Raw genomic sequence first — 19,382 nt, 5'->3', positions numbered from 1 at the left:
TATGACAAAGGAGTCTGCCCCAAGAATGATTAGGGGCAGACTCCTTTCTTATTATGAAAACGTATGATGCAGTCTGTTTAAAATTTCTTCTAAAACAGATCGTGGACAGCCGATGTTAATTCGAATATGTTCTTCGCCACCTAACCCGTATTTCTCACCAGGTTCAACGATGATTTTTCCTTTTTCCTCAAGTAGTGCGGTACGCTCGTTTTGAGAAAGCTTTAGACGAGAACAATCAATCCATAATAAAAAGCTACCTTCTGGCTTCGTTACGGAAAGAGCAGGTATGTGAGTTTTAATATATTCACAAGCAAATTGAGCATTATCTTCTATATATAATCGAATTTCGTTTAGCCAATCATTACATTCTGTATAGGCACTTTGCATCGCTGTATAAGCGAAGATATTTAACCCGTGGAAGCCTTGTCTATACTGGATAGCAGTAAAGGCGTGACGGAGTTTTTCGTTTGGAATGATAATGATCGACGCTTGTAATCCAGCGATATTAAATGTTTTACTTGGAGCCATACAAGTGATAGTGCGCTCTGCTAATTCTTCAGATAAGGAAGCGAACGGTGTATGTGTGTGGTCTGCATAAATGATATCGGAATGAATTTCATCCGCCACAACGATTACGTTATATTTAGTACATAACGATCCGAGCTGCACAAGTTCCTCTTTCGTCCAAACGCGTCCGATTGGGTTATGAGGGCTACAAAGAAGCATGAGTTTGATGCCTTGCTGAAACTGCTTTTCTAAATGCTTGAAGTCTATCACATATGTATCATTTTGTTTCTGTAATGGACTCACGCATAACTGTCTGTTGTTTGTTGTGACCATTTCGAAAAATGGAGGATAAATAGGTGGTTGTACGAGAACGGATTCGTTTTCTTTTGTGAAAGCCTGTATGCTCGTACTAAGAGCTGGAACGATTCCGGCACTAAAGACAATCCATTCTTTTTGAATATCCCAGTCGTATTGTTGTTTTGCCCAGTTACAAATAATATCTCCAATATTTTCGGGAGGAAGTGTATAGCCAAAAATCGGATGTTCGATTCGTTGTTTTAAGGCAGTTTGAATTGGTTTTGGTACTTCAAAATCCATATCAGCAATCCAAGCATGGATAAGTTCTTCGTTTTTATATGTATCCCATTTTGTGCTATGCGTTCCACGTCGATTGATTGCTTTATGAAATAGTTGCATAAGTTTGCTCCCTTCTTCTGTAAAACCAATAAGTTATGAAAGTTCTCTCTCTTCTTATAGAATAGCTGATGTGATAGGATAAAGAAAAGTATTAAAAAGTGAAAAGGCGGGAAGCGAATGGGTACATATGAAAAGATGATAGAGGTTGTGAAGAATTGGGATCCGTTTCAAATGGGACCGGAGTTTTATGAAACAGAAGCGAGCGATGTTGTGAGCGTCATAAGTGTGTTTGACGATCCAAAATACATCGCAAAGAAGATTCAACATATATACTTTATGTCTTTTGAGGAAGTACCTGCGCTTGAAAAATGTGAGAAATTAGCTGTGGAATTACTTGTAATAAAAGAAGGCGGAAGCTGTTCATTATAGGCTGTCGGGATTTCCGACAGCCTTTTTTATATTATCCCGCTATTTGCTGGGTAGTAAGACCTTCACCTCAAAATTTAGCGGAAGCAAAGAAGTTAGGTGGAGGCTGATTAAAGTTTCATTTTATTGCGCGGAAAAAGCGATAATTTCTTCATAAACATGTTCAGGCTTTTCTTCAGGTAGTAAATGTCCTGTATTTTCGTAAGAAATAAATTTTGAATTCGGTAAATCTTTGTGTAGACGATGACCTACATGTACAGGGACGACGCGGTCTTTTTCACCCCAAATGAGTAGGATAGGTGTTTCGATTTTTTGTAATTCAGTTGAAGATAAGTCACCTTCACGGTCTCGTATCATGCGAGTTAAAGCGGGAAATATACGGTCGTCATAAAAAGGAGCGGAGTAACCTTTTTTCATTTCATCGTCAATTAATGAGTGATCATGAACGACATTCATTAAGTTATGAACAATGCCGCGCCTTATAATCCAGTTCTTTACGTATAAATGAAAGAACGGTAAATAAGAAGAGTATAGTAAAGGTAAGGTTGCGCGCGCTAAATAGCTCGAGCTACATAGTAAAATCGTCTTTGAAATGAGTTCAGGACGTATACGGTTTACATAGAGAGAAATTTGCCCACCCATAGAATGCCCAACTAATACAATGTTTGAGAGAGATAAATGTTCAATTAAATCAATAATAATCGTTGCTAAATTGTGATAAGAATACTTAAACAGATGAGACTTATCACTTTTTCCGAACGGTGGCAAATCAAGAGCAATGACTGTTCCTTCCTTCGATAGTAAAGGAATGAGACGGCGGTAACTGAATGAGGAAGATAAAAAGCCGTGAACGAGTATGAAAGTAGGACGTTCTGTTTTATTATCATGTTCATACAATTCGTAATGAACAGTAGTGCCGCGAGTGGAAAAAGTGAAATAAGGACAAGTATATTTATGATTCATTTTTTGTCACTCCATTGATTTTTGTTCATATCATCTCCAAGGAAGAAGAAAATATGTTAACAAAAAAAGGCAAGATGACGATGTCATCTTGCCTTTCGTTTATTCAGTATTACCCGCGAACAATATTAGGCGGTGTTTTTCCTTGTAACCCTGCAACTAAATTTTCAGCGGCGGTCATGGCCATTTGCTGACGAGTTTTTAATGTTGCAGATCCGATATGTGGTAAAGTCACAACATTTTGTAATGATAAGAGTGGATTATCTTTTTGAATCGGCTCTTGTGTAAATGTATCGATACCTGCTGCAAAGATTTTCTTTTCTGTTAAAGCATGGATTAACGCTTTTTCATCTACTGTTTTGCCGCGAGAAGCATTAATGAAGATTGCTGTCTCTTTCATTAATGAAAATTCCTTTTCTCCGATAAGGTGATATGTTTCATCTGTTAATGGAGTAAGAAGAACAATAAAGTCAGACTGATTCAGTAGCGTCTGTAAATCACAATATGTAGCATCGAATTTTTGTTCAGCTTCTTCTTTACGACGGCGGTTATAGTAAAGAACATTCATATCAAATCCGAATTTTGCTCGTTTTGCAACGGCTTCTCCAATTCGGCCCATACCGATAATACCAATTGTGCTATGGTGTACATCTAGTCCGAAGTGTTCTTTTCCGATTTCAGCGTTCCATTCACCATTTTTCACGTAAGAATCGAGTTCGCAAACGCGGCGCCCAGCTGATAGCATAAGGGCGAAAACGAGATCAGCTACTGTATCATCTAATACGTATGGTGTATTTGTTCCGATAACATTTCGGTTTTTCATCGCTTGTAAATCAAAATTATCGTAACCGACAGAAATGTTGCTCACTACTTTTAAGTTAGGAGCTACTGTCAGTAATTCTTCATTAATAGCAGATCCGAAATTTAATAACCCATCTTTATCTTGTATTTTCTCTAATAGAATATCACGAGGTACTTTCTCATTTTGATCCCATTTTTCATAATCACAGTGTTCTGATAAATAGTTTTCTACAAATGTTGGAACTGGTTCAGCAATATAAACTTTTGGTTTCACGGTTCCATCCCCTTTCGCTTTATCCCGCATTTTTCCGCTGATTAAAGTTTCACTTTATTTTGACATAATTCAATAGAAAAATCTTCTTTTCAAACTTGAAAGGGTATTTGTATAATTTAGACACAAACGAAAAGGAAGGATGATTTATATGGTGACAGAAAAAGAATTAGAATTATTAGCTTGTCTTGAAAAGAGTAGTCGATTATCTGTAGATACATTAGCGAAGCTGTTAAATATAGAAGTAGAAGAAGTAAAGAAGATGGTTGCGAGATTAGAAAATGAAAAGATTATTGTGGATTATGTAACACATATCGATTGGACGAAAGTGAAAGAACATACAGGTTTAACGGCAATGATCGATGTGAAAGTTACGCCAAAGCACGGCGTTGGATTTGATGCGGTTGCTGAGCAAATTTATCGTTATTCAGAAGTGAAATCCGTTTATTTAATGTCAGGGACATATGATCTTTCTATTACATTAGAAGGGAAAACGATGGGGGAAGTAGCGATGTTTGTTTCTGAGAAATTAGCAACAATTGAATCTGTCGTTTCTACAACTACTCATTTCATTTTGAAGAAGTATAAACATGAGGGTGTTATTTATGAAAAAGACGATGATGATAAGCGAATTGTGGTGACACCATGAAGCAATTTGAACTATCTAGATCAGCAGAATCTTTAAAACCATCTGGTATTCGAAAATTTTTTGATTTAGCAGCAAATATGAAAGGTGTTATTTCCCTCGGGGTAGGAGAGCCAGATTTTGTTACCCCTTGGAATGTAAGGCAAGCATGTATTCGTTCTTTGCAACAAGGGTATACGTCATATACAGCAAATGCAGGATTATTAGAGCTCCGTCAAGAAATAGCAAAGTATCTAAAAAAACAATTTGCAGTATCTTATGACCCAAGTGATGAAATCATTGTTACAGTTGGAGCGAGCCAGGCGTTAGATGTAGCGATGCGCGCCATTATAAATCCTGATGATGAAGTGCTCATTATTGAACCAAGCTTCGTTTCTTATGCACCACTTGTGACATTAGCTGGAGGAGTTCCAGTTCCTGTGGCGACTACTTTAGAAAATGAGTTTAAAGTACTACCAGAACAAATTGAAGCAGCTATTACAGCGAAAACAAAGGCGATTTTGCTTTGTTCACCAAATAACCCGACAGGTGCAATGCTAAATAAATCCGAGCTTGAAGAAATAGCAGTGATTGTTGAGAAGTACAATCTAATTGTATTATGTGATGAAATTTATGCAGAGCTTGTATACGACGAAGTATATACAAGTTTCGCGAGTATTAAAAATATGCGTGAGCATACGATTTTAATTTCGGGATTTTCAAAAGGGTTTGCGATGACAGGATGGCGTCTCGGTATGATTGCAGCTCCTGTTCAATTTTCAGAATTAATGCTCAAAATCCATCAGTATTCAATGATGTGTGCACCGACGATGTCTCAGTTTGCAGCACTTGAGGCGTTACGGGCAGGGAACGATGAAGTGATTCGAATGAGAGATAGTTATAAGAAGCGTCGTAACTTCATGACGAAATCTTTCAATGAAATGGGTTTAACGTGTCATGTGCCAGGCGGAGCATTTTATGTTTTCCCTTCTATATCTTCAACAGGATTATCTTCAGCGGAATTTGCAGAACAGTTATTGCTGGAAGAAAAAGTGGCTGTTGTCCCTGGTAGCGTATTTGGCGAAAGTGGTGAAGGTTTTATTCGTTGTTCTTATGCAACATCGCTTGAACAACTTATGGAAGCAATGAAGAGAATGGAACGGTTTGTAGAGAATAAAAAAAGGACAAAACGTAATACGTTTTGTCCATAAAAGGGGGGGAATACTAGAAAGCCATGTGTTAGTATTCTATCCCAATATTGGATAATTATACTTCTTTAAGGGAAATTTTTCATGAATTTTGAATGAGTTCTGTCATAGTGGTATAATTTACTAATATAAGGTATACGCATTCTAGATAACGTTATCTAGAATGCGTACTAACCAATCGGATATTTAAAATAAATATATCTGCTTTGCTCTCTATAATTGTAGAGAGAATGGTAAACGTATGGGAGTGTTTCATATGTCAGAACAATATACAACAGGAGTGGTTGTAACAGGGAAAGTGACTGGAATTCAAGATTACGGTGCGTTTGTAGCGTTAGATGCAGAAACACAAGGGCTTGTGCATATATCTGAAATTACAAATGGATATGTAAAGGATATTCATGACTTTTTAAAGGTCGGCGATACAGTAGAAGTAAAGGTACTTTCAATTGATGAAGAGCACAGAAAAATGAGTTTATCGTTAAAAGCGGCGAAAAGAAAACAAGGAAGGATTCTTATACCGAACCCATCTGAAAACGGATTTAATACGCTGCGAGAAAAGTTGGCAGAATGGATTGAAGAGTCCGAGTTAACAAAGTAAAAGAGGAACGCATATGAGCGTTCCTCTTTTACTTTATCTTATGATATATATTTGCAAATATGATTGCATGCAATCATATTCGTATGTCGGAGGTGAAAGGACATACTGATTATCGAATTTCGTTTGTTTCTGGGTGCGTACCAAGATTTTCAGATGGTTTAAACAGTAAACCAAGGTTGATAAGCCCAGATATACCAACGATGCCGTAAATAATACGTGCAAGAGCTGAATTTTGTCCACCGAAAATGGCTGCTACTAAGTCAAACTGGAAAAACCCGATTAGTCCCCAGTTCACAGCGCCAATTACAGTAAAGACTAATGCGATACGTTGTAAAGTACTCATGAAAAAGCCCCCCTTAATTGTGAAGCATGAGCAAGCGATGAGTTAATTAACTCTTTTATAGAATGGGGTAGTTATGTTGTTTTTATACATAAAAAATGTTTGAAAGAAGATGTATATACATCTATACCGAAAAATGCGAATTTTTATGCAAAAAATGAACTTTTTCTAAAAAATATATATTGGTTACGTTTACAATGTTTGAATCGCTTGATTTACAACTTCAGTTTCGCTAAAGTGAATACAGAAATACATATCCATAATTGGAGGGAAAAAGATGAGTACACATGTAACGTTCGACTATTCTAAAGCGTTATCCTTCATCGGTGAACATGAAATCACTTATTTACGTGATGCAGTGAAAGTAACACATCACGCAATCCACGAAAAAACTGGAGCTGGGAACGATTTCCTTGGGTGGGTAGACCTTCCGCTTCAATATGACAAAGAAGAATTTGCTCGCATTCAAAAATGCGCAGAAAAAATTAAAAATGACTCTGACATTTTACTTGTTGTAGGTATCGGTGGTTCTTACTTAGGAGCACGTGCAGCAATCGAAATGTTAAACCATTCTTTCTACAATACGCTTTCTAAAGAACAACGTAAAACTCCACAAGTGCTATTTGTTGGACAAAACATTAGCTCCACTTACATGAAAGATTTAATGGACGTATTAGAAGGTAAAGACTTCTCTATTAACGTTATTTCCAAATCAGGTACAACAACAGAGCCAGCACTAGCATTCCGTATCTTCCGTAAGTTATTAGAAGAAAAGTATGGAAAAGAAGAAGCTCGCAAACGTATTTATGCAACTACAGATAAAGCGCGTGGTGCATTAAAAACATTAGCTGATAACGAAGGTTACGAAACATTTGTTATTCCAGATGATGTTGGAGGTCGTTTCTCTGTATTAACGCCAGTTGGTTTATTACCAATCGCAGTAAGTGGCTTAAATATTGAAGAGATGATGAAAGGTGCAGCTGCTGGTCGTGATGACTTCGGAACATCAGAACTAGAAGAAAATCCAGCTTACCAATATGCAGTAGTTCGTAACGCTTTATACAATAAAGGAAAAACAATTGAAATGCTTGTTAACTATGAACCAGCACTTCAATACTTCGCTGAGTGGTGGAAACAGTTATTTGGTGAAAGTGAAGGAAAAGATCAAAAAGGTATTTTCCCATCTTCAGCAAACTTCTCAACTGATTTACACTCATTAGGTCAATACGTTCAAGAAGGTCGTCGTGACTTATTTGAAACAGTTCTTAAAGTAGGTAAATCTACACATGAACTAACAATCGAATCAGAAGAAAACGATTTAGACGGATTAAACTACCTTGCTGGTGAAACTGTAGACTTCGTAAACACAAAAGCATACGAAGGTACATTACTTGCACATAGCGACGGGGGAGTACCAAACTTAATCGTCAATATTCCTGAATTAAATGAGTACACATTCGGTTACCTTGTATACTTCTTCGAAAAAGCATGTGCGATGAGCGGCTACTTATTAGGCGTGAATCCATTTGACCAACCTGGAGTAGAAGCATATAAGAAAAACATGTTTGCTTTACTTGGTAAACCAGGATTTGAAGAATTAAAAGCAGAATTAGAAGAGCGTTTAAAATAATAAAAAGCGACCGGAATCCGGTCGCTTTTTATTATTTTATCGAAAAGTCCATCAGTATATTCAAACTAAAGTGGGTATGCTAAAGGAAAAGTCTAGGAGGGATGGGCTTGATTCCGATTCAATCAAATTTAGAAGGACGTACATATGCGTTATATAAGTTAGAAGAGATTATGAAACCACTTGGATATAGCATTGGTGGTAATTGGGATTATGATAAAGGATGCTTCGATTACAAAATCGATGAAGAAGATGGGTATCAATTTTTACGAGTTCCATTTACAGCCATTGATGGAGAACTAGATGTACCAGGCGTAATAGTTCGTCTTGGAACGCCGTATATTCTTTCGCACGTATATCAAGACGAACTAGATGATAATGTGAATACTTTAACAGCTGGAACAAGTGGAATGGATCAATTTGCTGAGCCGAAAGATCCAGATGGAGATGTGAAAAGAAAATATATCAATATTGGGAAAGTGCTCATGCAAGAATTAGAGCGTCATTTTACTAATGGTGAATAACAATGAGTATGTCGCTTTCAATGAGAACAAAGGAATGAACTGGATTAATCATATATTGTTCGTCGCGCTTTATACCTAGTAAGAGAATGTTTTGCTTTAAAAGAGTATAGCTACAATTGGCAAAAGTTTGTCCGGTGCAGGACGATGGAAGCTCCATCAGTTGTAATTTATTATCAGAGATTTCGTCGTAAAGTGAAAATAGTACACCTGAAATGGAAGGGAATAAAAGAGAAGCGGTAAATACATAGCTCGTTAATTTATTTCCTTCTATAATTTCTGACACGCCAGCTCTCGTTGCATTTTGTATTTGTTCAGAAGTAAGAAGTTCAGCGATGCAGTGAATGTTTGGGTTGAGCCCTTTTGCAGTTAAAATATTTAAAATGGACTGTGTATCCGCTAAGCTTTCGTTTTTTTCTTTATCAGCTGTTATTAATATGGTGTGTGCCGTTGCAATATTAGCCTTTAATAAAGTTTGATCGTGATGCGGACAACCTTTTATAAATTCTAAATGATGAAATGGTTTTGGGAGTAAAGAAAGTGTTTCATCAATTAAAACGATATCAAGGTTTGGTTGTAATACGTGCATTTGCTTTACAACATGTTTTGCGCGCTCATTCCAGCCAACGATAATCATATGACCGTTAGAAGTAGCGGCTTCTTCACCTTTAATTTTCATATATTGTTTATTAATCATTTCAGTAGCAAACAGCACCATATAATAAGAACAAAAGCCAGTTCCTAATAAAATAATACTTATACCTATTAGTTTTCCTATCGTCGTATGGGGAGCAAAGTCGCCATATCCAACTGTAAAAATGGTAACGATTGACCACCAAATTCCGTCAAACCATGTAGTGAAATGAAAAGGTTCTAATCTATGTATAAGAAAACCGGAAAAAGCAGTCAGTACAATAATAAAACAAATTAAACGAAAAATAATGGAATCACGAAATGTATCTACTAAATTCGGACGGGATTTCAATTGCCTATTCCTCCTTACTTTGTAGGACTACATTCATTGTTGCCATTATAGAAAAAAGAAAAACTCTCTAATTAAAGAGAGTTTGTTTTACGTTACATACTTTCCACTTCAGTTTGTTGGACACTTTCAAGATGCTGGAGAGCATAGTAAACATCAGCAGTATGTCTTTTTTGATCAATGGACAGTTTAAGATGTAAATAGTGAGAACCGTTTTCTAATGTTTTAAGCTTCATATTCTTAACTTTTATATCCATTTCTTTTATTTCTTCAATTACGATTGGGATATTGTCCATATTTCGTACAACAAGTTTCACAGCGATATCACGTTGACGAAATGATCTAGGGCCTACATATTTCATCGCGAGTGGTATAAGTTCGACACTAATCATAAGGAAACACATTCCGAATATCGCTTCAATATAGAATCCGGCCCCAACAGCAATACCAATACCAGAAGCACCCCAGATCATAGCGGCAGTCGTGAGCCCTGCAATGCTATCGTTGCCTCTTCTTAAAATTACGCCAGCACCTAAAAAACCAATTCCTGATACAATTTGAGCGGCAAGTCGAAGTGGATCCATATTCATATGATCGGTATGTGGTAAGTTATAAGCTGCTTTAATAGAAACAATCGTTAGGAGGCAACTAATAATAGAAATAACTAAACACGTTTTTAAACCAAGTGGTTTCCGTTTTAATTCGCGTTCTAAACCAATGGCAAATCCTAAAATAGCCGAGAGACCTAGTTTGATTAATAAATCGGTATAGTCCATATATATTCCTCCTTGTATGATATGCTATATGAATAAAACGCTTATTATAGAAAGAAACGTCTTTTGATAGAGTAACTTTATATAAAATATATGTAGGAATTGCTCATACATGAAAGAGATATTTCGTTTAAGTATATGATATAAAAAAAGAAATGTGGGCAGTTTTAAAAAAAGTTTATAAAAGGTGTTGCATTTCATTTTTCACCATGATATATTAATAACCGTCGCTGATGCAGAAACGCAGAAAACGACAAAAAAGAAATTGAAAAACTTAGTTGACATCGAAAAACGAAGATGTTAACATAAGGAAGTCGCAAATGAGCGACCAAGTAGTTCTTTGAAAACTGAACGAAACAAACAACGTGAAACGTCAATTTTTATTTTAGATGCTAGACAAACTAACTTTATTGGAGAGTTTGATCCTGGCTCAGGATGAACGCTGGCGGCGTGCCTAATACATGCAAGTCGAGCGAATGGATTAAGAGCTTGCTCTTATGAAGTTAGCGGCGGACGGGTGAGTAACACGTGGGTAACCTGCCCATAAGACTGGGATAACTCCGGGAAACCGGGGCTAATACCGGATAATATTTTGAACTGCATGGTTCGAAATTGAAAGGCGGCTTCGGCTGTCACTTATGGATGGACCCGCGTCGCATTAGCTAGTTGGTGAGGTAACGGCTCACCAAGGCAACGATGCGTAGCCGACCTGAGAGGGTGATCGGCCACACTGGGACTGAGACACGGCCCAGACTCCTACGGGAGGCAGCAGTAGGGAATCTTCCGCAATGGACGAAAGTCTGACGGAGCAACGCCGCGTGAGTGATGAAGGCTTTCGGGTCGTAAAACTCTGTTGTTAGGGAAGAACAAGTGCTAGTTGAATAAGCTGGCACCTTGACGGTACCTAACCAGAAAGCCACGGCTAACTACGTGCCAGCAGCCGCGGTAATACGTAGGTGGCAAGCGTTATCCGGAATTATTGGGCGTAAAGCGCGCGCAGGTGGTTTCTTAAGTCTGATGTGAAAGCCCACGGCTCAACCGTGGAGGGTCATTGGAAACTGGGAGACTTGAGTGCAGAAGAGGAAAGTGGAATTCCATGTGTAGCGGTGAAATGCGTAGAGATATGGAGGAACACCAGTGGCGAAGGCGACTTTCTGGTCTGTAACTGACACTGAGGCGCGAAAGCGTGGGGAGCAAACAGGATTAGATACCCTGGTAGTCCACGCCGTAAACGATGAGTGCTAAGTGTTAGAGGGTTTCCGCCCTTTAGTGCTGAAGTTAACGCATTAAGCACTCCGCCTGGGGAGTACGGCCGCAAGGCTGAAACTCAAAGGAATTGACGGGGGCCCGCACAAGCGGTGGAGCATGTGGTTTAATTCGAAGCAACGCGAAGAACCTTACCAGGTCTTGACATCCTCTGAAAACCCTAGAGATAGGGCTTCTCCTTCGGGAGCAGAGTGACAGGTGGTGCATGGTTGTCGTCAGCTCGTGTCGTGAGATGTTGGGTTAAGTCCCGCAACGAGCGCAACCCTTGATCTTAGTTGCCATCATTAAGTTGGGCACTCTAAGGTGACTGCCGGTGACAAACCGGAGGAAGGTGGGGATGACGTCAAATCATCATGCCCCTTATGACCTGGGCTACACACGTGCTACAATGGACGGTACAAAGAGCTGCAAGACCGCGAGGTGGAGCTAATCTCATAAAACCGTTCTCAGTTCGGATTGTAGGCTGCAACTCGCCTACATGAAGCTGGAATCGCTAGTAATCGCGGATCAGCATGCCGCGGTGAATACGTTCCCGGGCCTTGTACACACCGCCCGTCACACCACGAGAGTTTGTAACACCCGAAGTCGGTGGGGTAACCTTTTTGGAGCCAGCCGCCTAAGGTGGGACAGATGATTGGGGTGAAGTCGTAACAAGGTAGCCGTATCGGAAGGTGCGGCTGGATCACCTCCTTTCTATGGAGAATTGATGAACGCTGTTCATCAATATAAGTTTCCGTGTTTCGTTTTGTTCAGTTTTGAGAGAACTATCTCTCATATATAAATGTATGTTCTTTGAAAACTAGATAACAGTGTAGCTCATATTTTTTAATTTTAGTTTGGTTAAGTTAGAAAGGGCGCACGGTGGATGCCTTGACACTAGGAGTCGATGAAGGACGGGACTAACGCCGATATGCTTCGGGGAGCTGTAAGTAAGCTTTGATCCGAAGATTTCCGAATGGGGAAACCCACCATACGTAATGGTATGGTATCCTTATCTGAATACATAGGGTAAGGAAGACAGACCCAGGGAACTGAAACATCTAAGTACCTGGAGGAAGAGAAAGCAAATGCGATTTCCTGAGTAGCGGCGAGCGAAACGGAACATAGCCCAAACCAAGAGGCTTGCCTCTTGGGGTTGTAGGACATTCTATACGGAGTTACAAAGGAACGAGGTAGACGAAGCGACCTGGAAAGGTCCGTCGTAGAGGGTAACAACCCCGTAGTCGAAACTTCGTTCTCTCTTGAATGTATCCTGAGTACGGCGGAACACGTGAAATTCCGTCGGAATCTGGGAGGACCATCTCCCAAGGCTAAATACTCCCTAGTGATCGATAGTGAACCAGTACCGTGAGGGAAAGGTGAAAAGCACCCCGGAAGGGGAGTGAAAGAGATCCTGAAACCGTGTGCCTACAAATAGTCAGAGCCCGTTAACGGGTGATGGCGTGCCTTTTGTAGAATGAACCGGCGAGTTACGATCCCGTGCGAGGTTAAGCTGAAGAGGCGGAGCCGCAGCGAAAGCGAGTCTGAATAGGGCGTTTAGTACGTGGTCGTAGACCCGAAACCAGGTGATCTACCCATGTCCAGGGTGAAGTTCAGGTAACACTGAATGGAGGCCCGAACCCACGCACGTTGAAAAGTGCGGGGATGAGGTGTGGGTAGCGGAGAAATTCCAATCGAACCTGGAGATAGCTGGTTCTCCCCGAAATAGCTTTAGGGCTAGCCTTAAGTGTAAGAGTCTTGGAGGTAGAGCACTGATTGGACTAGGGGTCCTCATCGGATTACCGAATTCAGTCAAACTCCGAATGCCAATGACTTATCCTTAGGAGTCAGACTGCGAGTGATAAGATCCGTAGTCAAAAGGGAAACAGCCCAGACCGCCAGCTAAGGTCCCAAAGTGTGTATTAAGTGGAAAAGGATGTGGAGTTGCTTAGACAACTAGGATGTTGGCTTAGAAGCAGCCACCATTTAAAGAGTGCGTAATAGCTCACTAGTCGAGTGACTCTGCGCCGAAAATGTACCGGGGCTAAATACACCACCGAAGCTGCGGATTGATACCAATGGTATCAGTGGTAGGGGAGCGTTCTAAGGACAGTGAAGTCAGACCGTAAGGACTGGTGGAGTGCTTAGAAGTGAGAATGCCGGTATGAGTAGCGAAAGACGGGTGAGAATCCCGTCCACCGAATGCCTAAGGTTTCCTGAGGAAGGCTCGTCCGCTCAGGGTTAGTCAGGACCTAAGCCGAGGCCGACAGGCGTAGGCGATGGACAACAGGTTGATATTCCTGTACCACCTCTTTATCGTTTGAGCAATGGAGGGACGCAGAAGGATAGAAGAAGCGTGCGATTGGTTGTGCACGTCCAAGCAGTTAGGCTGATAAGTAGGCAAATCCGCTTATCATAAAGGCTGAGCTGTGATGGGGAAGCTCCTTATGGAGCGAAGTCTTTGATTCCCCGCTGCCAAGAAAAGCTTCTAGCGAGATAAAAGGTGCCTGTACCGCAAACCGACACAGGTAGGCGAGGAGAGAATCCTAAGGTGTGCGAGAGAACTCTGGTTAAGGAACTCGGCAAAATGACCCCGTAACTTCGGGAGAAGGGGTGCTTTCTTAACGGAAAGCCGCAGTGAATAGGCCCAAGCGACTGTTTAGCAAAAACACAGCTCTCTGCGAAGCCGTAAGGCGAAGTATAGGGGGTGACACCTGCCCGGTGCTGGAAGGTTAAGGAGAGGGGTTAGCGTAAGCGAAGCTCTGAACTGAAGCCCCAGTAAACGGCGGCCGTAACTATAACGGTCCTAAGGTAGCGAAATTCCTTGTCGGGTAAGTTCCGACCCGCACGAAAGGTGTAACGATTTGGGCACTGTCTCAACCAGAGACTCGGTGAAATTATAGTACCTGTGAAGATGCAGGTTACCCGCGACAGGACGGAAAGACCCCGTGGAGCTTTACTGTAGCCTGATATTGAATTTTGGTACAGTTTGTACAGGATAGGCGGGAGCCATTGAAACCGGAGCGCTAGCTTCGGTGGAGGCGCTGGTGGGATACCGCCCTGACTGTATTGAAATTCTAACCTACGGGTCTTATCGACCCGGGAGACAGTGTCAGGTGGGCAGTTTGACTGGGGCGGTCGCCTCCTAAAGTGTAACGGAGGCGCCCAAAGGTTCCCTCAGAATGGTTGGAAATCATTCGTAGAGTGCAAAGGCATAAGGGAGCTTGACTGCGAGACCTACAAGTCGAGCAGGGACGAAAGTCGGGCTTAGTGATCCGGTGGTTCCGCATGGAAGGGCCATCGCTCAACGGATAAAAGCTACCCCGGGGATAACAGGCTTATCTCCCCCAAGAGTCCACATCGACGGGGAGGTTTGGCACCTCGATGTCGGCTCATCGCATCCTGGGGCTGTAGTCGGTCCCAAGGGTTGGGCTGTTCGCCCATTAAAGCGGTACGCGAGCTGGGTTCAGAACGTCGTGAGACAGTTCGGTCCCTATCCGTCGTGGGCGTAGGAAATTTGAGAGGAGCTGTCCTTAGTACGAGAGGACCGGGATGGACGCACCGCTGGTGTACCAGTTGTTCTGCCAAGGGCATAGCTGGGTAGCTATGTGCGGAAGGGATAAGTGCTGAAAGCATCTAAGCATGAAGCCCCCCTCAAGATGAGATTTCCCATAGCGTAAGCTAGTAAGATCCCTGAAAGATGATCAGGTTGATAGGTTCGAGGTGGAAGCATGGTGACATGTGGAGCTGACGAATACTAATAGATCGAGGACTTAACCATATAATATGAAGCAATGTTATCTAGTTTTGAAAGAATATAAAAAACTTGTTGACTTTCAAAAGTAAATGAGTTACAATAATTCTTGTCTTAAATGAATACAGTCTGGTAATGATGGCAGAGAGGTCACACCCGTTCCCATACCGAACACGGAAGTTAAGCTCTCTAGCGCCGATGGTAGTTGGGACCTTGTCCCTGTGAGAGTAGGACGTTGCCAGGCAAATGGAGGATTAGCTCAGCTGGGAGAGCACCTGCCTTACAAGCAGGGGGTCGGCGGTTCGATCCCGTCATCCTCCACCATTTAGCCGACTTAGCTCAATTGGTAGAGCAACTGACTTGTAATCAGTAGGTTGGGGGTTCAAGTCCTCTAGTCGGCACCAGAAATCATGGCGGTTGTGGCGAAGTGGTTAACGCACCGGATTGTGGCTCCGGCATTCGTGGGTTCGATTCCCATCAGTCGCCCCATTTTTCTTAAATAAATTAATATGCGGGTGTGGCGGAATTGGCAGACGCACCAGACTTAGGATCTGGCGCCTTTGGCGTGGGGGTTCGACTCCCTTCACCCGCACTTTTAATTAAATAACTCATACATGTCTTGCGGAAGTAGTTCAGTGGTAGAATACAACCTTGCCAAGGTTGGGGTCGCGGGTTCGAATCCCGTCTTCCGCTCCAATTTTCAATATGACATGCCGGGGTGGCGGAACAGGCAGACGCACAGGACTTAAAATCCTGCGGTGGGTGACCACCGTGCGGGTTCGACCCCCGCCCTCGGCACCATATGCGCCCGTAGCTCAATTGGATAGAGCGTTTGACTACGGATCAAGAGGTTAGGGGTTCGACTCCTCTCGGGCGCGCTTTTATTAACGGGAAGTGGCTCAGCTTGGTAGAGCACCTGGTTTGGGACCAGGGGGTCGCAGGTTCAAATCCTGTCTTCCCGATATTCCTAAAAAACATGGGGCCTTAGCTCAGCTGGGAGAGCGCCTGCCTTGCACGCAGGAGGTCAGCGGTTCGATCCCGCTAGGCTCCACTTATATTAATATCATTTATGGCGGTGTAGCTCAGCTGGCTAGAGCGTACGGTTCATACCCGTGAGGTCGGGGGTTCGATCCCCTCCGCCGCTACCATAAAGGACCTTTAGCTCAGCTGGTTAGAGCAGACGGCTCATAACCGTCCGGTCGTAGGTTCGAGTCCTACAAGGTCCACCATTAGACGTATATATCTCGGAGGTATACCCAAGTTCGGCTGAAGGGATCGGTCTTGAAAACCGACAGGCGGCGAGAGTCGCGCGGGGGTTCGAATCCCTCTACCTCCTCCATTTTTTCTAAAGTGAATATTTTATCATCGCGGGGTGGAGCAGCACGGTAGCTCGTCGGGCTCATAACCCGAAGGTCGCAGGTTCAAATCCTGTCCCCGCAACCAAATGGTCCCGTGGTGTAGTGGTTAACATGCCTGCCTGTCACGCAGGAGATCGCCGGTTCGACCCCGGTCGGGACCGCCATTTTTTACATAAAGGCTCGGTAGCTCAGTCGGTAGAGCAGAGGACTGAAAATCCTCGTGTCGGCGGTTCGATTCCGTCCCGAGCCACCATTTTGAAATCACGAGCCGACTTAGCTCAATTGGTAGAGCAACTGACTTGTAATCAGTAGGTTGGGGGTTCAAGTCCTCTAGTCGGCACCACTTTCAAAATGAGCCATTAGCTCAGTTGGTAGAGCATCTGACTTTTAATCAGAGGGTCGAAGGTTCGAGTCCTTCATGGCTCACCATTTACAATTTAATGCGGGTGTAGTTTAGTGGTAAAACAAGAGCCTTCCAAGCTCTGGTCGAGAGTTCGATTCTCTTCACCCGCTTTTCAATTATGGGCCTATAGCTCAGCTGGTTAGAGCGCACGCCTGATAAGCGTGAGGTCGATGGTTCGAGTCCATTTAGGCCCACCATAATTGTTCCGCAGTAGCTCAGTGGTAGAGCTATCGGCTGTTAACCGATCGGTCGTAGGTTCGAGTCCTACCTGCGGAGCCATATTTATAGAGAAGTACCCAAGTGGCTCAAGGGGCTCCCCTGCTAAGGGAGTAGATCGCGAACGCGGTGCGAGGGTTCGAATCCCTTCTTCTCTGCCAGAACTGGCCCGTTGGTCAAGTGGTTAAGACACCGCCCTTTCACGGCGGTAACACGGGTTCGAATCCCGTACGGGTCATACTAAAAGAGATAGCATAATCTGCTATCTCTTTTTTGTTGTATAAAAGTGAACTTTGGATAGTCTGCTTTTTTATGCAATAGAAGAAATATGAAGTATGGGCTGTTGCAGTTGGGTATATAGAGCCGTAAATACAATCATGTTGTTTATTTGGGCCTGTATGAATATGAAGGAACTATCTATCTAAAATGATACCTCAAGTTGAACTTTTACCCCAGCTGTATGGCTGTAGCCTCCTACACTTGGAGAAACGGATGAAAATACATCCGGGAGCTACTGTGGAAAATAAATAATATATAGAAGAAGCTGCCTCTCAATAGGGTGACCTACTGGAGACAGCTTTTTTATGTTGTCATTATTGTCGAGTTTTGTCGGTAAGTCGATATATTGCAAAAATCGCTGATATAATTTGAGTTACGATCGATAAATTTTAAAAATCGCTGATATATTTGGAGTTACGGTCGATATATTCTAAAAATCGCCAATATAATTTCACTTACCGATGAAAACCACAAGAAAAACCCTTTCACAATCTAAAGAAAACGCCTCCATTGAAATGGATTCCACACCTATTCCAATAACTTTACACTCTATGTGAAAAAGTTCACAAATAGGTCATAATTTGTGAAGTAATTCACAATAATACGTGCTACAATATGAATGTAAAGAAGTTAAACAACATTAAATTAGTATTTTAATTAATTACTTAAACAATCATAAAAAAATATATGTGAACAATAGAGAGGGGAAATTACCATGAAAAAAGGTATCAATCGTGTAGTATTAGTAGGAACAGGAGCTGTAGGTTGTAGTTACGCTTACTCAATGATCAACCAAGGTGTAGCTGAAGAATTCGTATTAGTAGATGTTAATGAAGCAAAAGCAGAAGGGGAAGCAATGGACTTAAGCCATGCGGTACCATTCTCTCCATCACCAACAAAAGTTTGGAGCGGTAGCTATGCAGATTGTAAAGATGCAGATTTAGTTGTTATCACTGCTGGGTTACCACAAAAGCCAGGTGAAACTCGTTTAGACTTAGTTGAGAAAAATACAAAGATCTTTAAACAAATCGTTCGCGGCATTATGGATAGCGGATTCGATGGAATCTTCTTAATCGCAACTAATCCAGTTGATATTTTAACTTACGTAACTTGGAAAGAATCTGGTTTACCGAAAGAGCGCATAATCGGTTCTGGTACTACTTTAGACTCTGCTCGTTTCCGTTACATGTTAGGTGACTACTTAGATGTAGATCCACGTAACGTTCATGCTTACATCGTTGGTGAACACGGTGACACTGAACTTCCAGTATGGAGCCACGCTACTATCGGTGTACAAAAATTAGAAACAATCTTAGCTAACAACGAACAGTACAAACAAGAAGACTTAGACAAAATCTTCGAAAACGTACGTGATGCAGCTTACCATATCATCGAGCGTAAAGGTGCAACTTACTACGGAATCGGTATGTCACTACTTCGTGTAACTAAAGCAATCTTAAACAACGAGAACAGCGTATTAACTGTATCTGCATACCTTGAAGGTCAATACGGCGAGAAAGATGCTTACGTAGGTGTTCCAGCTGTAATTAACCGCGAAGGTGTACGTGAAATCGTAGAACTTGAGCTAAATGAAGAGGAAAAAGTGAAGTTCGCTCATTCTGTAAAAGTATTAAAAGAAACAATGGCACCAGTACTATAATAATTGCTAAATAATTCAGAGGTGGGAAACTGCTTCTTACCTCTGAACTTATATAATTTAATATAAATTCCTTTTCCGGTTTCCCTTGTATATCCCCAATATACCCCTTTTGCTGGATAAGGGTCGTTTATAGAAAAGAGCACTCTATTTTACGTAGAGTGCTCTTTATTATTCCGCTATTTGCCGGGC

13 protein-coding genes, 22 tRNA genes, 3 rRNA genes and 1 pseudogene are annotated in these 19,382 nt (G+C 41.8%); 32 read left to right on the top strand and 7 right to left on the bottom strand.

The window, feature by feature from the left end; translation table 11 throughout:
• Nucleotides 1–51: 51 nt before the first annotated feature.
• Nucleotides 52–1,203, bottom strand: coding sequence for a MalY/PatB family protein (locus tag DN407_RS24325; RefSeq protein WP_098295334.1), 1,152 nt, complete (start codon nt 1,201–1,203; stop codon nt 52–54).
• A 117-nt stretch (nt 1,204–1,320) separates the two neighbouring features.
• Here DN407_RS24325 and DN407_RS24320 point away from each other — a divergent pair, with 117 nt between their 5' ends.
• A complete protein-coding gene (locus DN407_RS24320) occupies nt 1,321–1,572 on the top strand; it encodes a YugE family protein (RefSeq protein WP_000537645.1) in 252 nt (83 codons plus the stop codon).
• A gap of 120 nt (nt 1,573–1,692) precedes the next feature.
• Here the strand turns inward: DN407_RS24320 and DN407_RS24315 are convergent, their stop codons facing one another.
• Both DN407_RS24315 and DN407_RS24310 read right to left on the bottom strand, forming a co-directional pair.
• On the bottom strand, nt 1,693–2,532 hold the full coding sequence (locus DN407_RS24315) for an alpha/beta fold hydrolase (RefSeq protein WP_001015858.1): 840 nt from the start codon (nt 2,530–2,532) through the stop codon (nt 1,693–1,695).
• A 109-nt stretch (nt 2,533–2,641) separates the two neighbouring features.
• Entirely contained in the window at nt 2,642–3,634 is a 993-nt protein-coding gene (locus DN407_RS24310; protein ID WP_098295335.1) for a 2-hydroxyacid dehydrogenase, read from the bottom strand.
• A gap of 118 nt (nt 3,635–3,752) precedes the next feature.
• Between DN407_RS24310 and DN407_RS24305 the strand changes: the two genes are divergently transcribed.
• The 3 genes from DN407_RS24305 (at nt 3,753) to yugI (ending at nt 6,035) form a co-directional block, all read left to right on the top strand.
• Nucleotides 3,753–4,250: an Lrp/AsnC family transcriptional regulator gene (locus tag DN407_RS24305; RefSeq protein WP_000255696.1), complete on the top strand. Its 498-nt coding sequence runs from the start codon at nt 3,753–3,755 to the stop codon at nt 4,248–4,250.
• Nucleotides 4,247–5,437, top strand: coding sequence for an aminotransferase (locus DN407_RS24300; protein WP_149216676.1), 1,191 nt, complete (start codon nt 4,247–4,249; stop codon nt 5,435–5,437). The genes DN407_RS24305 and DN407_RS24300 overlap by 4 nt, the downstream gene beginning before the upstream one ends.
• A gap of 253 nt (nt 5,438–5,690) precedes the next feature.
• A complete protein-coding gene (gene yugI / locus DN407_RS24295; protein WP_000003764.1) occupies nt 5,691–6,035 on the top strand; it encodes a S1 domain-containing post-transcriptional regulator GSP13 in 345 nt (114 codons plus the stop codon).
• Between the two features lie 109 nt (nt 6,036–6,144).
• Here the strand turns inward: yugI and DN407_RS24290 are convergent, their stop codons facing one another.
• The gene (locus DN407_RS24290) at nt 6,145–6,378 is read right to left on the bottom strand and encodes a DUF378 domain-containing protein (protein WP_000105788.1); all 234 of its coding nucleotides are present in this window, start codon (nt 6,376–6,378) and stop codon (nt 6,145–6,147) included.
• Between the two features lie 274 nt (nt 6,379–6,652).
• Between DN407_RS24290 and DN407_RS24280 the strand changes: the two genes are divergently transcribed.
• Both DN407_RS24280 and DN407_RS24275 read left to right on the top strand, forming a co-directional pair.
• The gene (locus tag DN407_RS24280) at nt 6,653–8,005 is read left to right on the top strand and encodes a glucose-6-phosphate isomerase (protein WP_000103658.1); all 1,353 of its coding nucleotides are present in this window, start codon (nt 6,653–6,655) and stop codon (nt 8,003–8,005) included.
• Between the two features lie 107 nt (nt 8,006–8,112).
• A complete protein-coding gene (locus tag DN407_RS24275) occupies nt 8,113–8,526 on the top strand; it encodes a YugN-like family protein (protein ID WP_000612334.1) in 414 nt (137 codons plus the stop codon).
• Here the strand turns inward: DN407_RS24275 and DN407_RS24270 are convergent.
• On the bottom strand, nt 8,513–9,508 hold the full coding sequence (locus DN407_RS24270; protein ID WP_000842320.1) for a potassium channel family protein: 996 nt from the start codon (nt 9,506–9,508) through the stop codon (nt 8,513–8,515). The two genes, DN407_RS24275 and DN407_RS24270, sit on opposite strands and share 14 nt — an antisense overlap.
• Nucleotides 9,509–9,600: 92 nt before the next feature.
• Complete coding sequence (locus tag DN407_RS24265) at nt 9,601–10,281, bottom strand: MgtC/SapB family protein (protein WP_000386676.1); 681 nt, start codon at nt 10,279–10,281, stop codon at nt 9,601–9,603.
• 404 nt (nt 10,282–10,685) lie between these two features.
• Here DN407_RS24265 and DN407_RS24260 point away from each other — a divergent pair.
• The 25 genes from DN407_RS24260 (at nt 10,686) to DN407_RS24140 (ending at nt 17,492) form a co-directional block, all read left to right on the top strand.
• Nucleotides 10,686–12,237 (top strand): 16S ribosomal RNA (locus DN407_RS24260).
• 145 nt (nt 12,238–12,382) lie between these two features.
• Nucleotides 12,383–15,304: ribosomal RNA gene (locus DN407_RS24255) — 23S ribosomal RNA — on the top strand.
• Between the two features lie 101 nt (nt 15,305–15,405).
• Nucleotides 15,406–15,521, top strand: a 5S ribosomal RNA gene (rrf, locus tag DN407_RS24250).
• Together the 16S, 23S and 5S rRNA genes with 22 tRNA genes alongside form the textbook arrangement of a ribosomal RNA operon.
• 4 nt (nt 15,522–15,525) lie before the next feature.
• A tRNA-Val gene (locus DN407_RS24245) sits at nt 15,526–15,601 on the top strand.
• 4 nt (nt 15,602–15,605) lie between these two features.
• Nucleotides 15,606–15,681, top strand: a tRNA-Thr gene (locus tag DN407_RS24240).
• 9 nt (nt 15,682–15,690) lie between these two features.
• A tRNA-His gene (locus DN407_RS24235) sits at nt 15,691–15,766 on the top strand.
• A 22-nt stretch (nt 15,767–15,788) separates the two neighbouring features.
• A tRNA-Leu gene (locus DN407_RS24230) sits at nt 15,789–15,869 on the top strand.
• Nucleotides 15,870–15,898: 29 nt separating this feature from the next.
• Nucleotides 15,899–15,973: transfer RNA gene (locus tag DN407_RS24225), tRNA-Gly, on the top strand.
• Nucleotides 15,974–15,989: 16 nt separating this feature from the next.
• Nucleotides 15,990–16,078, top strand: a tRNA-Leu gene (locus tag DN407_RS24220).
• Nucleotides 16,079–16,081: 3 nt separating this feature from the next.
• Nucleotides 16,082–16,155 (top strand) — tRNA-Arg (locus DN407_RS24215).
• A 10-nt stretch (nt 16,156–16,165) separates the two neighbouring features.
• Nucleotides 16,166–16,239 (top strand) — tRNA-Pro (locus tag DN407_RS24210).
• 16 nt (nt 16,240–16,255) lie between these two features.
• Nucleotides 16,256–16,328, top strand: a tRNA-Ala gene (locus tag DN407_RS24205).
• Between the two features lie 20 nt (nt 16,329–16,348).
• Nucleotides 16,349–16,425 (top strand) — tRNA-Met (locus DN407_RS24200).
• 4 nt (nt 16,426–16,429) lie between these two features.
• A tRNA-Ile gene (locus DN407_RS24195) sits at nt 16,430–16,506 on the top strand.
• Nucleotides 16,507–16,523: 17 nt separating this feature from the next.
• Nucleotides 16,524–16,616, top strand: a tRNA-Ser gene (locus DN407_RS24190).
• A gap of 27 nt (nt 16,617–16,643) precedes the next feature.
• Nucleotides 16,644–16,720: transfer RNA gene (locus DN407_RS24185), tRNA-Met, on the top strand.
• A 3-nt stretch (nt 16,721–16,723) separates the two neighbouring features.
• Nucleotides 16,724–16,799: transfer RNA gene (locus DN407_RS24180), tRNA-Asp, on the top strand.
• A gap of 13 nt (nt 16,800–16,812) precedes the next feature.
• Nucleotides 16,813–16,888: transfer RNA gene (locus tag DN407_RS24175), tRNA-Phe, on the top strand.
• A gap of 14 nt (nt 16,889–16,902) precedes the next feature.
• Nucleotides 16,903–16,978 (top strand) — tRNA-Thr (locus tag DN407_RS24170).
• Between the two features lie 10 nt (nt 16,979–16,988).
• Nucleotides 16,989–17,064: transfer RNA gene (locus DN407_RS24165), tRNA-Lys, on the top strand.
• A 13-nt stretch (nt 17,065–17,077) separates the two neighbouring features.
• Nucleotides 17,078–17,148: transfer RNA gene (locus DN407_RS24160), tRNA-Gly, on the top strand.
• 10 nt (nt 17,149–17,158) lie between these two features.
• A tRNA-Ile gene (locus DN407_RS24155) sits at nt 17,159–17,235 on the top strand.
• A gap of 7 nt (nt 17,236–17,242) precedes the next feature.
• Nucleotides 17,243–17,317, top strand: a tRNA-Asn gene (locus DN407_RS24150).
• 7 nt (nt 17,318–17,324) lie between these two features.
• Nucleotides 17,325–17,415, top strand: a tRNA-Ser gene (locus DN407_RS24145).
• Between the two features lie 5 nt (nt 17,416–17,420).
• Nucleotides 17,421–17,492 (top strand) — tRNA-Glu (locus tag DN407_RS24140).
• A gap of 97 nt (nt 17,493–17,589) precedes the next feature.
• Here DN407_RS24140 and DN407_RS32275 read toward each other — a convergent pair.
• A pseudogene (locus DN407_RS32275) lies at nt 17,590–17,765 on the bottom strand (IS4 family transposase); the annotation flags it as partial.
• 483 nt (nt 17,766–18,248) lie between these two features.
• Here DN407_RS32275 and DN407_RS24135 point away from each other — a divergent pair.
• Entirely contained in the window at nt 18,249–19,193 is a 945-nt protein-coding gene (locus tag DN407_RS24135) for an L-lactate dehydrogenase (RefSeq protein WP_149216675.1), read from the top strand.
• The last annotated feature ends 189 nt before the right edge of the window (nt 19,194–19,382 follow it).

The sequence above is a fragment of the Bacillus sp. JAS24-2 genome (assembly GCF_008274905.1).
GTDB lineage: Bacteria > Bacillota > Bacilli > Bacillales > Bacillaceae_G > Bacillus_A > Bacillus_A cereus.
Note: the sequence above shows the minus strand (reverse complement) of the source record. Positions and strands in the feature narration are given on the sequence as shown.

Excerpts from the sequence above, each read along its gene's own strand:
- DN407_RS24325 (WP_098295334.1), bottom strand. The coding sequence starts at position 1,203 with ATGCAACTATTTCATAAAGCAATCAATCGACGTGGAACGCATAGCACA.
- DN407_RS24320 (WP_000537645.1), top strand. The coding sequence starts at position 1,321 with ATGGGTACATATGAAAAGATGATAGAGGTTGTGAAGAATTGGGATCCG.
- DN407_RS24315 (WP_001015858.1), bottom strand. The coding sequence starts at position 2,532 with ATGAATCATAAATATACTTGTCCTTATTTCACTTTTTCCACTCGCGGC.
- DN407_RS24310 (WP_098295335.1), bottom strand. The coding sequence starts at position 3,634 with ATGCGGGATAAAGCGAAAGGGGATGGAACCGTGAAACCAAAAGTTTAT.
- DN407_RS24305 (WP_000255696.1), top strand. The coding sequence starts at position 3,753 with ATGGTGACAGAAAAAGAATTAGAATTATTAGCTTGTCTTGAAAAGAGT.
- DN407_RS24300 (WP_149216676.1), top strand. The coding sequence starts at position 4,247 with ATGAAGCAATTTGAACTATCTAGATCAGCAGAATCTTTAAAACCATCT.
- yugI (WP_000003764.1), top strand. The coding sequence starts at position 5,691 with ATGTCAGAACAATATACAACAGGAGTGGTTGTAACAGGGAAAGTGACT.
- DN407_RS24290 (WP_000105788.1), bottom strand. The coding sequence starts at position 6,378 with ATGAGTACTTTACAACGTATCGCATTAGTCTTTACTGTAATTGGCGCT.
- DN407_RS24280 (WP_000103658.1), top strand. The coding sequence starts at position 6,653 with ATGAGTACACATGTAACGTTCGACTATTCTAAAGCGTTATCCTTCATC.
- DN407_RS24265 (WP_000386676.1), bottom strand. The coding sequence starts at position 10,281 with ATGGACTATACCGATTTATTAATCAAACTAGGTCTCTCGGCTATTTTA.
- DN407_RS24135 (WP_149216675.1), top strand. The coding sequence starts at position 18,249 with ATGAAAAAAGGTATCAATCGTGTAGTATTAGTAGGAACAGGAGCTGTA.